Annotated in this window: 7 protein-coding genes; 2 read left to right on the top strand and 5 right to left on the bottom strand. The window is 37.3% G+C overall.

Annotation, left to right across the window (positions count from 1 at the left end; translation table 11 throughout):
* Nucleotide 1: 1 nt before the first annotated feature.
* Entirely contained in the window at nt 2-1,528 is a 1,527-nt protein-coding gene (locus tag GSQ74_RS14910) for a hypothetical protein (protein ID WP_158994630.1), read from the top strand.
* A 110-nt stretch (nt 1,529-1,638) separates the two neighbouring features.
* On the opposite strand, the gene GSQ74_RS14905 is transcribed toward GSQ74_RS14910, so the two are convergent.
* The 5 genes from GSQ74_RS14905 to GSQ74_RS14885 form a co-directional block, all read right to left on the bottom strand.
* The gene (locus GSQ74_RS14905) at nt 1,639-2,508 is read right to left on the bottom strand and encodes an AraC family transcriptional regulator (RefSeq protein WP_158994628.1); all 870 of its coding nucleotides are present in this window, start codon (nt 2,506-2,508) and stop codon (nt 1,639-1,641) included.
* Nucleotides 2,509-2,963: 455 nt separating this feature from the next.
* Entirely contained in the window at nt 2,964-7,073 is a 4,110-nt protein-coding gene (locus GSQ74_RS14900) for a two-component regulator propeller domain-containing protein (protein ID WP_158994626.1), read from the bottom strand.
* Nucleotides 7,074-7,656: 583 nt separating this feature from the next.
* Entirely contained in the window at nt 7,657-8,409 is a 753-nt protein-coding gene (locus GSQ74_RS14895) for a heparin lyase I family protein (RefSeq protein ID WP_216846753.1), read from the bottom strand.
* A 43-nt stretch (nt 8,410-8,452) separates the two neighbouring features.
* Nucleotides 8,453-9,661 (bottom strand): SGNH/GDSL hydrolase family protein, encoded by a 1,209-nt coding sequence (locus tag GSQ74_RS14890; protein ID WP_158994622.1) that lies wholly within the window; start codon nt 9,659-9,661, stop codon nt 8,453-8,455.
* 15 nt (nt 9,662-9,676) lie between these two features.
* The gene (locus GSQ74_RS14885) at nt 9,677-11,101 is read right to left on the bottom strand and encodes an alpha-L-fucosidase (protein ID WP_158994620.1); all 1,425 of its coding nucleotides are present in this window, start codon (nt 11,099-11,101) and stop codon (nt 9,677-9,679) included.
* Between the two features lie 379 nt (nt 11,102-11,480).
* Between GSQ74_RS14885 and GSQ74_RS14880 the strand changes: the two genes are divergently transcribed.
* Nucleotides 11,481-14,255: a TonB-dependent receptor plug domain-containing protein gene (locus tag GSQ74_RS14880; protein ID WP_158994618.1), complete on the top strand. Its 2,775-nt coding sequence runs from the start codon at nt 11,481-11,483 to the stop codon at nt 14,253-14,255.
* Nucleotides 14,256-14,275 lie beyond the last annotated feature (20 nt).

The raw sequence follows: 14,275 nt of genomic DNA, 5'->3' as shown, positions 1-14,275 counted from the left end.
CATGAAAATTATTTTTTTGAAACGTGCTGCATTGCTTTCAATAGCTGCACTAACAGCACTGGCTTTTAATAGCTATAAAGACGAATGGCAATCTAAATTAGTAACACTGAATGCTAATGACTCCCTCACCTACCACCCGGACGACCAGGGCAATATATTGCCTGATTTTAGCAGAGTAGGGTATCACGAGGGTGATAAAGCTATTCCCAATATATCGGTTGTTAAAACCGTAGAAGCACCCGCTGATGGTGATGCTGAATCCGTTATACAGAATGCTATTAATGAGGTAGCTAAACGTACACCGGATGCCAATGGTTACCGTGGCGCTATCCTGTTAAAAAAAGGAACCTACAAAGTACCAGACAGTTTACGCATTAACGCCAGCGGTATTGTACTTAGAGGTGAGGGTTCAACCAAGGATGGTACTCGTATTATCGCAACCGGCACCGGTCAGCGTACTTTGGTTAACGTTAGCGGCACGGGTTCAATAAAAGAAGTTAAGGGCTCAACTGTTAAAATTACAGATGACTTTGTACCAGTGGGGGCAAAATCTTTCAATGTTGAATCAACAAGCGGGTATAAAGTTGGCGACCGGATAATTTTGTTCCGGCCCAGCACCGACAACTGGATACATGACCTTAAAATGGATCAAATAGTAGCGCGTAAAGGGACCAAACAATGGAAAGCGGGTGAATACGACCTGTATTATGAACGAACAATTACAAAAATTGAAGGCAACAAGGTTTATATAGATAACCCGGTTGTAATGCAAATGGAAACTAAATATGGAGGCGGGGCTATTTACAAATACACCTTTGCCGGGCGCATTAATGAGGTTGGTATCGAGAATATTTATTTCGAATCAGAATACGCCACTGATGTTGATGAAAACCATGGATGGATTGCGGTTGAGATCAGGAATACAGAAAACGGCTGGGTACGCAATGTCGCCTCGCGCTATTTTGGTTATGCTTGTATAAGTACAGCCGAGGGCTCACGTAACATTACGGTAACAGATTGCAAATGCACCGATGCCAAATCTATTATAACCGGCGGGAGGCGATATTCATTTAATAATACAGGGCAGCTTAATCTGTTTATGAACTGCCATGCCGAGGACGGACGACATGACTATGTTACCGGTGCAAAAGTTTGCGGGCCAAATGTTTTTTATAACTGTACCGCCAGTAAAACGCATGCAGACATTGGCCCGCATCATCGCTGGGCAAGCGGAACATTATTTGACAATATTGTTAGCGATGGTGAAATTAACGTACAAGACAGGGGTAACATGGGCAGCGGCCATGGATGGAGCGGTGTAACACAGATATTGTGGAACTGTACGGTATCTAAAGCTACCGTACAACAACCCTGGGTTAGCGGCCAAAACTATTGTATAGGTTTGCAGGGCGGCCAAGACCTTGGTCATTTCAAAGACCGTAATGAGGGTTACTGGGAGGGCCAGAATCGCAAAGGTATTGAACCTTCATCTCTTTATATGGCGCAATTCAAGGCAAGGCATCTGTAGCTAAAAAACATTACTTTTAAATACAAAGCCCGGTAGTAATTTCACTAACCGGGCTTTGTTATAATTATTTATCGCGGGAGATTGTTTAGTACTTAAATCTTCACCTATTGCTAGCTTTGCATAAATTCCTTTTGATATATAAGCGGACTTTTGCCGGTAATTTGCTTGAAGAATTTATGGAAGCTGGCAAAATTATTAAAGCCGCTCTCGTAACACAATTGTTTAATGATCACCTTATTTTCAATAAGTAACTTACAAGCGTGACCAACCTTTAATTCAATCAAAAACTGGGAATAAGTTTTTTGAGTGTGCGATTTAAAATAACGGCAAAATGAGTTAGGGCTAACATTGGCTATTGATGCAATTTCTTCCAGGTATATCTTGTTTCTGAAATTAGCCATTGAATACTCATATATCGCTTTAATACGGTCATCTTCGGGCGATCCAGGGTTATGCTTAAAACCTATAGATGAAAGCAGGGTTACCTGGTTACAGGCAGCAATAGCATTCAAAGCTTCCATCAGTAAAATAATTTTCTCTGAGCCGTTGCTATTCAGCATTTTCTCCATTATCTCGGCAACAACAATTTTAGTTTTACCATTTACAATTATTCCGCGCCTGGCTTTTTCAAGTACCGTTTTTAACATTCTATTTTCGGGTAACTGCAAAAATTGATCTCCCCAAAAATTCTCGCAAAAATGGGCCACTCTAACGTCTGCGCTTTTATTGGACTCCTCTCTAAAATAAGCTTCATCAAACCGCATATAGTGTGGCAGCTGGCTGCCTATCAGCATAACATCCCCCATCTTGAATTGCCTGATGCTATCGCCAATAAATTGCGTTCCTTCACCCTTTTTTAGATGAATCAATTCAACTTCGGGATGATAATGCCATACATTGTTAAATTGTGGAACCAAGTCCTGACGTACACTAAAAGAATGTGCAGGCCCGGTAGAAACTTTGAGTAATTGTGGCTTCATAATTATGTTACTATTGGTTAAATACTTAAAATATTACGCCATCAGCTAATTATAGCACCTTATATATTTTTCGCGTTGTACCATTATAGTTTGACCCAGGGGAAGCCTTTGCTTGCAAAAAATAACACATTAAATTAAAGAGTCAACTTTGTATAGTTTCCCCAATAAGTATTTAGTTTGGTTTATAAAAAATGCTTTGGCAGCATATTGGTTTATATTGTAGGTAAAGTAAATTATCCGAATAAATACAGATTAAATTGCTTTACAACGCAGCAACTATTTTGCAATAGCGATACGCGCTTAATACCAAAGTTATGTTTGAAAACAGCACAACAACCATGTTATTTAAATAAAAAGTACATGGTAAATGTGTTTTACAGAAGGCTTGAAATTGAGATAAAATTGGTTTATTTAGACGTAATAGCTTTACAATCAATATTTTAATTAAAAATTGATTAACTTTCAGTCATTCTTGAGATAGGGTGTTCTTTTGGGGTATAATTAAATTGTTCTTTAAAACATTTTCTAAAATAATTCACATCTAAAAAGCCTACCATGTAAGCAACCTCGTTAACTGTTAGTTGGCCCTGGGCCAATATCTGGGCTGCTCGTTTTATTCTAACAACTCTAATAAACTCAACCCCACTCAAATTGGTAAGCGACTTAATTTTCTTATAAAACAAACTCTTACTCATGGCAAGTTCCTGGCTCAACTGTTCTACGCTTAATTCAGAGTCGGCAATATGAAGTTCAATGTAGTTTAAAACCTTTTTTAAAAAAACTTCATCCAGGTTGCTTATCTCAATATTTTGCGGATCAAGGTTTATTTCCTTTTGATACCGTTCTCTAAGTTTTTGCCTGGTTTCAATTAAATTCCAAACCCGCACCTCAAGCATACTAAAGTTAAACGGTTTGGTAATATAATCATCAGCCCCAGTCTCCAGGCCTTCCATTTTAAATATAAGCTGAGTTCGTGCGGTTAATAATATAACCGGTATATGACTTGTCAGAATATCTAATTTTAATTTGCTACATAATTCTATGCCATTCATACCGGGCATCATCACATCGCTGATGATAATATCGGGGCTGATCTTTTTTGCTAACTCCCAGCCATCTAATCCATTCATTGCGGTATGAACCTCAAAATCCTGTTCAAATCCTGTTTTAATAAAATCCAGCACATCCTGGTTGTCTTCTACAATCAACATGGAAATAGCATTGATCTTTCCTCGTTCTAAAATTTCAGCCTTTCTTAAATCAAATTTCACTTTTGATTTTTCTGTTTGATCATAGCTAAGTATATATTCGCTATCTCTGGAATTATCTGCTATTTCAGTTTCTTTAAGATGGCTGTTCCCGACAGGTAGTTTTATATAAAAACGTGTAAGTCCGTTTTTATCCAATGTTTCAGGCTGGCTTTCAACACTTAATTCGCCATGATGCAAATCCATCAGTTCTTTTGAAAAAGCCAGGCCCAGGCCCGCCCCCTCAATTTTTAATTGATTATCATAATGATAAAACTGCGTAAATATCTTGTCTATGTTTTCAGGTGGTATTCCGCAACCGTTGTCCTCAACAGTAATTAGTATCTTATTATTTTCATCAGGAGTTGTTATGTATATTGTTATGCTCCCCCAATTTTGCGTAAACTTAATTGAGTTTGATAAAAGATTATAAAGTACTTTTTCAAGTTTATCATTGTCAAACCAAACCCTCACATCAGGGCATTTGGACTTCAGTTTCAGTGTGATATTTTTCAACTTGGCCAAGCCATCAAATGCTAATAGTATCTCTTGTACAAAACTCACAATATTACCTTCTGACGCCTGCAAATACATCTGGCCCGATTCCAGTTTCTTCTTATCAAGCAACTGGTTAATAAGTTTTATTAGCCTTTCGCCGTTTCTTTGCATCAACATTAATTGATTCTGAACTTTGCCATTGCTAATATTCATTTCAAGCATCCTTTCTAAAGGAGCCATGATCATTGTTAATGGCGTTTTAATTTCATGAGAAATATTCACAAAAAAACTTAGCTGCTTTTGTGCCAGTTCCTGGTCTTTAATATGGCTTATCGACTCGTATTTCAGTTCGTTTTTTAAACGTTCTGTTTTTTTGGAATACAGGTTAAAAAGGTATAATAAAAATATTATAATAATAGTATACCCTGCATAAGCGTAGTAGGTTTTCCACCAGGGAGGGAGTATAATTATTTTTAATACCCTGGGGGTTTCATTCCATATGCCATCGTTGTTTGCCGCTTTTATTTTAAAGAAATACGTCCCCGGATCAAGGTTGGTATAGGTTGCTATTTGCTGGTTGCCTACAAAATGCCATTCCTTATCTGAGAATCCCTGTAATTTATAGGCAAATTGATTTTTTTTAGGGTTGATATAATTAAGCGCTGCAAACTTTATACTAAAAAAAGTTTGATTATAGTTTAACGTAATTTCATGCGTTTCATCAATAGGTTTTTTAAGCGGAGAACCGGGAGTTCCGAAGGTCAAAATTTTATTAAATATCAAAAAATCAGTAAAAACAATAGCGGGCTTAACCTTATTGATTTTTATTTTGATTGGATTGAATGCTGTTATACCGTTAATACCTGCAAAAACCAATTTCCCGTTATTGGTTTTAACTGCCGCCCCGGTTGTAAATTGATTACTTTGCAAGCCATCTTCAACAGTATAATTAGCAATTGTAAGGTCATCCTTATTAAAAGGCAACCTGAATTTATTAAAGCCTATGCAGGATATTCCTTTATTTGTACTTATCCACAGGCGCCCTTGTTTATCATCTAAAATACCATGTATAGTATTATTACTAATGCCGTCTGTTTCTGTTATACTATAAAACAGGTTTGTCTTTTCGTCAAAATAATTTAACCCACCACCATCAGTTCCTACCCATAACCTGTTTTGTAAATCTTTATAAATAGATAAGATGGAATTACTGGTTAAACTATATGGATTATTTACAGCAGCCTTGTATGAAGTAATTACTTGTTTAGAAATATTTAAGCGGTCCAAACCATAATCGTTTGTGCCTATCCATAAATCATTTCCATCTCTAAATAAGGCAATAATGTTATTTTGCGAAGTATGATAATGGCGTACTGTGCCGTTTTTTTTCAGGTAATACAAACCGTTAAAGTTCGTACCTATCCATAAACCCAATCCATCGTTTAATAAAACATAGTTTTGAATAAAACCCGACATTGTAGGTTTATCTATAACATCAACTGCCGTAAAAGATCCATTCCTTTTATCGAAGGTATTTAAACCGCTTCCTGTTGCAATCCAAAGCTTATTAGGATCAGCATGCATCGCGATACTCTTAATACTGTTGCCTAACAATTCGCGGCTTGAACCGTTATAATAGATATGGTTGTGTTGTAAAGCGCTGTCAACATGATTGAGGCCGCCATCGTCTGTACCCATCCAAAAATCACCTGCATGATCTTTAGCAATAGCATTTACAATATTATAAGAGAGGCCAGTAGTGCCGCCTTTTTTTAAGCCCAAATAATAAAAGTTATCATATTGGCTATAAACAGAATTTAGGCCCCCATTATAGGTACCTATCCATATATTGTTTTCATTATCTTTTAAAAAACAACGAATGGAGTTTTGACTTAAAGAATTGGAATTAATAGGGTCATTAACAAACTTACTGATGTTGTTTGTTTGTGTATTGATGATATTTAAACCTTTTTTTGTTCCAACCCATATTTCATGGTTCCCCTTTTCTAACAGGGCTCTTATGGTATTGCTTAACAAGCCATTTTCCTGAGTATAGTTTACACAGGTTCCATCTTTAACATTATAATAAAATAACCCATTTGTTTCAGTAGCTATCCAAAAGCTTCCCGAGTAATCCTGGATGACACTTCGTGTTACACTACTTAAAAGCTTCTTATTTGTTTGCAATATTGCAGGTAATGGTAAAAATCGCTTTTTTGCAATGCTATACAATTCAATGGCTTGCTTAGTACCTATCCATATATTCTGGTCATTATCAATGTATAGGCTTGTGATTTTATTTTTCCCGCAAATTCCGACATTAAAAAAGGAATATGAATTCACTGATTTTGGAGATGGGACAACATTGAATACCCCCTTATCGGTGCCAACCCATAAAACACCTTTCTTATCCTGGGCAATACTCAGTACTCCATTAGCTTCAGACGGGTTTGCAAGTGTAACCCGGGTGAAACTTTCCGTATTGGGGTCAAATAAGTTTAACCCATCAAAAGTACCGACCCATAAGTTACCATTCTTATCCTCAAACAGCTTACTTATTTTGTTATTGCTTATGCTTTTGTTGTTGTTAGTCTCATTTTTATAAACCTTAAAATCAAGACCGTTAAATTTACTTAGCCCATCAAATGTCCCTGCCCATATATAACCTTTTCTATCTTGTAATACAGATAAAACACTATTTTGGGGTAGCCCGTTATCAACGTTAATGTTTTTAAAAATGAGCGTACTTTGGGCATACAAACCATTTATCTGTAAAAAAAAAATACAAAAAAAGGAAAATACAATTACGCGGGTCTTCAACTTTTAACCTGTATAGTTTATGAATTTAATTGATCGACACTAATCTACTCGATTTTTTTGTATATCCACAAGTTGTTACGATACTTAGTGTATTGAGATTTGCTTAAGTGCATTTTATCTGGTGATAAAGAAAGCTCCGGGTGTCATCATCATCATCTAAATAACCAGTGATTATCAGATGACCAATCGATTCAATAATTATAAAGTACTACTAGTTAAAAAAAGTGTTAATGTGTTTAGCGATTTAGAAATTAAACTAATACCCTTACAAAGAACAGTACAATTAGCTATTGCTGCAAACGAGTGTAAAACAGAGTAAAAAAGCTAAATTTTTGTGCAAAAAACAGGGTAAAAACACAAAAAAAGGTATCCTTCAAGGTCTTTTTATGCTAAAATAAGTCATTTTTTGTCTGAAAAACGATGCAAAAGAGAAGTAAAAACTGCCTTTTCAGGGCTTTTTTGGGTATTTTTCGGGTCAAAAGTGTATCAACTGTACCAAGTGTGTCAATTATAAATTATGGTGCACACTTAAAAGTGTATATAATGATAAAAAAAACAATCGCTAAACACGTTGTGTTATTATTTAATTAAGTTCATTTATTGAAAAATCAGCGATTTTTACATTTTCATCTCTTATATAATCCGGACTCTTCAAACTTCGGTATATTCCCCATTTAGGGCGACAAAAACTAGTGCCATTGCGCCATAAATCAATATCAGCCGAACTATATACTAGTAAAATTTTGCCATCACTAATTCTTTTGATCTCTATATCATAAGTGCCATGGGTATCATATTTAAGCTTTTCAGTAACCTGCACCCACGTGCCCTTAAAATCAACAAGGTTAACACTTTTTAATACCCCCTGGCTGGTATTTTTTGCAGAACCGTTGTGAATAACTTCTATCTTATCCGGGTTACCATACCTGGGTGTTAAGGTAATTATTGGCATCCCGTCATCTCCATCGCCAGCCTTTATTTGGTGTATGTGTGTAAAAGTTGGCTGTGCTTTAAAATTGCTATCTAACCTGAATTTCCATTGATATATTACTATTTTACCACGCTCACCTTTCAAATTAGCAGGCGACGGCCCGTAGGTTTTTATTTCAACCCGCTGACGGTCAAAACCTTTACAACGATCATTATCGGGGTGTACGTGAATATGGAATATAAAAACGTATTCATTCAACTCTTTATCAAATTCTTCTGTAATATGCTTAACAGGGTGTATACAATCAGGCACCTCATAGGCCTGCCCGCCAAGTACCTGTGAAATATGTGCATAAGCATCGTCTTTACCATCAGCTTTTAATACTACCTGTGCCCGCACTGACATACTGATTATAACTGTCAGCAGTGTTAATGACAATATTTTCATCTTATTTATTCAATAAAAAATAAACTATTCTACAGGCCGTTCCCTTTGACTGATCATTATGCTGATCGCTTACCTGTATTTTTAATAAATGCTTATTTGGCGATAACCCATCACCCAATATTAAATACCAGGGTAAATGCAGGGTTTTACTCCAGCGGGTATATAAATCAATCGCCGGATAATCTTTACCATCAATGCTGTAATTAATTATTCCGGCATCGGGGCCGGCAATTACACCTATACCAATGGTTCTGCCTGTAAAAGGTAACTCCAATGATGCAGATGGCTTATCAGCCACCAGCATAGGTACGTGTACAAATCCCGGCCTGGTGTGCACACCATCGGTTGGCCGCCAGGCGGTGTCTAACACAAACCCCTGTTTAATAATTGCCTTACTAATGTCCAAATACTCACCATGCTCATAATTAAACTCATCGGCAGGTTTAAGCAGGTGGGTAGCAACGGGCTTTTGCCTCCCGCCCTTACCAAGACCAACAGATAATAGCTGTTTTATTGTTCTGAAATAAATATCCTGCCCAAAAGGTGATGGATGGAGGGATTTAAAATCATCCTTCCAGTTAAACTCACCGGCATTAATACGATCAGTTACTTCTTTAGCCAGATTAATAAAGGGCAGATGATACATCTCAGCTATATCCTGATGAACCTGAACTTCAGCAGGGATTTTATTGGCATTGTAATCGGCCATTTTATCTTCATCAACAAAAGCCATCATAACAATATTGGTATAAGGATTTACTTTAAGCATATGTCTTACTATTCCTTCAAGCGCCCGCCGCTGGGTGGTCTCATTGGTGCCATTTCCTCTGTCATTAACTGCCGATTCTACAAAGAGCAAGTCTACCCTACCCTTGCTCAACACATCTTTCTCCATCCGGAAAGCATGGGGCAAACTACCAAGCGAAGGAATGCCCGCGTTAATAAAGTTAAAATGTGTATCGGGATAAGTATCGCTTAAATATTTACATACCTTATCGCGCCAGCCCACCATATTGGTTATTGATCCTCCAAAAAAAACGATGTTAGCGTTTTTCTTGTTTTTTATCTGGTATGCCACATTATCCAGGTTGCCATAGCGGGTAATATAAGCTTCGCTTTTCAGGCTATCTTTTACAACACTTACCTCTTTTGCAACTGCATTTAAATTACATGCTGCTACCAGGCACAATGCATAAAATAATTTTCTCATGGTTGTGCTAACTGTTTAATCAAGCTCTCCCGATTTCATTTTACCATTAGCATTGGCATTATGATCCATATTACCTTTTACTTCAATTTTAATTACAGATGCAACAGGGTCAGGTCCATTTGCCGGAACACTGATCGTCAAACCATCTTTTCCAGGCGATGATTGTAAAGTTGTACCATCAGCCAATAGTTTAGCAGATATAACCTTATTAGTTAAACCCGGAATAAGCAACTTACCATCGGCAGGCCAATTAAATACTGATAAATAGAGGATGGTTTTATCGCCCAATACCTTTTTAGTACAACGGCCCCATGCCTCCGGAGTTAAAGGACTAGCTGTTGTACCATAAATGCTTTCACTGTTAACTTTCATCCATACACCAATGGCTTTCAGGTCATCAATGCTGCCCTGCGGAAACTGTCCTTCTGCATCAGGCCCTACATTCAATAAATAATTACCACCTTTTGAAGCAATATCAACAAGATTATGGATCAGCGTTTCAGGCGTTTTCCATTTGTTATCATAACTTTTATATCCCCAGGTTCCATTCATGGTCATACAAGTTTCCCAATCCTTACCATCCAATTCGCTTAGGTTTGGTATTTTTTGCTCGGGGGTTTTATAGTCGCCTGCAAAATTTGGCCGTTTTAAACGATCGTTAGTAATAATATTAGGCTGTAAGGCCAATACCGCGTTTATCTTTTCCGCAAATTCATCAGTCATCCCGGTAGGCGTATCCCACCATAATACAGCTACATCACCATAATTGGTTAACAGTTCTTTAACCTGCGGCACTGCTACCCGGTCAATATAGTCACTCATGGTTGCTGTTGTTTGATAAGGATCCCAATGCCCACTATTTGCCAGTGTATAAGCATCTATTCTGGCCGAATCCGGGTTCGCCCAGCCATCAGTTGCCACTTTACGCGCAACAGCTCCTCCAGGGTTATTCCAATCCTGGGCCTGTGAATAGTAAAATCCTAGTTTAATACCATACTTTTTACATGCAGCGGCCAATGGTTTTAACACATCTTTACCATAACCAGTAGCATCGGCAATATTCCACTTGCTGACATTTGATTTAAACATGGCAAAACCATCATGGTGCTTGGCCGTGATCACAATATATTTCATACCTGCATCTTTAGCCATGCGTACCCAGGCATCCGGATCATATTTTACAGGGTTAAAGTTTTTTGCTGCAGCCTGATATTCGACTACCGGTATTTTTGCGCGGTTCATGATCCACTCGCCGCCATGCGCTATCTCATGCCCTTTATACTTACCCGCCCATTGCGCATAGTCACCCCAGTGAATGAACATGCCAAAGCGTGCTTCGCGCCACCATTTCATACGCTCATCGCGGGTTAACTTTTTTTGTGCGGATACACCCGTTGTAAACAGGGCTAAGGCAATAAAAATAACTAGTGCTCTCTTCATGGCTTTGAATATTTTATTGAAATTTTTGTTTTAGGATTAAATTGATTATCGCAATATCGTAATTATTAAAACCTGATTTGTTAATAGCTACATACCAGTCATTCAGCTATTTTAGCATCTTAAATATTGCCAATATTCCATAACAAGTATGCTTATTTGAGTGAATACTTGTGCATTATATTTGTAAAAGCAGCCAATAAATAATTGTTTTTATACCAAGCTGCAACCATATTATTACCAATAACTATTTCTTGCTGATTTAATTTAATCTGAATATTAATTCACGCTTTATAGCAATAAATCTAACCTACAATAAACACATACTCAAATGCTTAAAAAATCCCCCTGCACTAAAAAAATCATTTTACTATTAACCATAATGCTTACACTATCCGGCTTGCTGGTAAAAGCGCAGCAACCCACTAACTCTATTAAAAATGTGGTTGATAAAATAGATGATTATAACACTAAGCTCCCTACCGAGAAACTGTATCTACAGTTTGATAAACCCTACTATGCTATTGGTGATACCATTTGGTTTAAAGGATACCTGACCAATTCCGCCCTCAATTATTCATTATTAAGTAGCAGGTTATATGTTGACCTGGTGAACGATAGTAATAAAGTGGTTAAGCACCTTGTTTTTCCAATATCATTTGGCTTAAGCTGGGGAAATATTAAGCTGGATGAAAATTTGCATGGAGGTGCTTACACAATAAGGGCATATACTAATTGGATGCGCAACTTTGGTATCGACGCCCTTTTTTATCAAAGCTTTTATATTGCAAATTCATCTTCAAACGCGTGGATAATTAATGCCAACAGCAGTTTAAATAACAATGGTGTTAAAGTTGACCTTAAGTTTTCCGGGCTTGATAATACGCCTTCAGGCAATCAAAATTTGCAGTTAAAGTTGGTTAATAACAACAAAACATTACTTCAAAACACGGATGTAACCGGGGCCGACGGATCAGCAATTATAGATTTTGCCCTTCCTGAAAATACATTATTAAGAAATTTAATGCTAATTGCCTCCGATAAAAAAGACAATAAAAAGGTTGCTCAAATCCCTTTAAATGTTGAAAGGGCACAAGATGTTGATATACAATTTATGCCGGAAAGTGGCTCGTTTATAGCTTCATTGCCAACACAAGTAGGCTTTAAAGCCATTGGAGAGGACGGAAAAGGTGTAAACATAAAAGGGATAATAACTGATAAAGAAAACAATACAGTAGCTCAGTTTGAAAGTTTGCATGCCGGAATGGGCGTATTTAATATGGCACCGCAACAGGATGAAACCTATACCGCTAAAGTAACCTTACCTGATGGCAGTACTAAAGTCGTTAGCATGCCCGATTTAAAAAAATCAGGCATGATTTTAAAAGTAAAAAATGGTTTTGATACAGATACGTTAGATGTATCCATATTAGCAACAGCAGATATGCTTTCGCCCGATGAATCTTATTTCATTATTGGCCAATCGCGTGGAGTAGTATGTTATGGGGCATCATTTAAACTCAATAAGCAGTTTTTTAATTTACATGTACCCAAAACTTTATTCCCTACAGGTGTAGCACACTTTACTATCATTAATTCCAAAAATCAACCATTTAATGAAAGGCTCGCTTTTATTAATCATGATGATAATTTAAAGATTGATATTAAACTTCCGGCCAGCTCATTTTCACCACGGGATAGTATACCACTGCATATCAGTGTTAACGACAAGGATGGCAAACCTACAGTGGGTAGCTTCTCCATAGCGGTTACTGATGATGCACAGGTAAAAGATGGCGCCAATAATACAGGCAATATACTTACTGATATGCTGCTTTCATCTGACATGAAGGGCTTTGTTGAAGACCCCGGATATTACTTTGAAAATAATGCCCAATCATGGAAAGCATTAGATGCTCTTTTATTAACACAGGGATGGGTTGGTTACAATTGGAAAGATATTATAAACGGAGCCCCTGTTGCACAATTCTCGCCAGAGCCAGACTATGCAGTTAAAGGCAGGGTTGGCAATCTGTTAAACAAACCAATTGCCGATGCTAAAGTATTGATGTTAGCTACCGGCAAGTATCACTTTGTTAAGGATACTGTTACTAATGATAAAGGTGAGTTTTCTTTCCACAAGATACCGGCATCAGATAGCACAAAATATGTACTACAGGCAACTAATGCAAAAGGACGAACTATTAACGGAGGCATCACTATAGATGATGTACCCGAACTAAATGCAAATATTCCTTTTAATATAATGCCTGCGCCCTGGTATGTAAATACCGATGCAACTATGCTTAATTATATAAAAACAAATAATACTTACCGTGATGAGCTTGAAAACCGAAAATATGGCGGTCATGTATTAAAGGAGGTGGAGGTTAGAGACAAAGCTATAATAAGGGGTTCACAAAATCTTAATGGTGCAGGTAACTCGGACCAGGTAATTACTGAAGATGATATTGAAAAGGTTGGTAAAGCAAGTTTGCTTGATCTGTTACAGCAAAAAGTTACAGGTTTCCGCATAGGTTATAAAACAAAATCAACCAATATTCAATATTTTATAAAGGATAAAAAGGTGAGATTTGTTATTGATGGAGTAGACCTTGACAGATTTTACATGCCAACTGCGGATGGGATGCCAAATGAACATTACGAGTATGAGAAACAAACACTTGATTATTTAACAGCTGAAGATATTTTAGGTGTAGAGGTATTATATAGCAGCCTTTACAGCGCATCATACCAGGCTCAAAACCTTACTCTCGATCAGCAGTTGGCTGTAAACGCTGCCGGATCAAAAGGATCTGACATCGCTTATTTAGAGATAACTACACGATCAGGCAATGGGCCTTTTACAAAAACGGCTACAGGCATATACGTTTATAAGCCTATGCCGGTTACATTGCCTAAGCAATTTTACAGACCCAGGTATCTTGTGAAAAATAGCCTACCATACTTTCACGATCTTCGCTCAACTATACACTGGCAGCCATCTGTGGTTACCGATAAGAGCGGACAAGCCAACGTTTCTTTCTATGCAGCAGATAAACCAACTACTTATACCATAATTATGGAAGGAAGTGACCTGAGTGGAAAGGTGGGTTATCAAACTAAAAAAATAACTATAGGGCCTGCTACGCAATAGGTTTTATTACCATCAATAAT

It is taken from the genome of Mucilaginibacter sp. L196 (assembly GCF_009765905.1).
GTDB lineage: Bacteria > Bacteroidota > Bacteroidia > Sphingobacteriales > Sphingobacteriaceae > Mucilaginibacter.
This window is presented reverse-complemented; position numbering and strand designations above follow the sequence as displayed.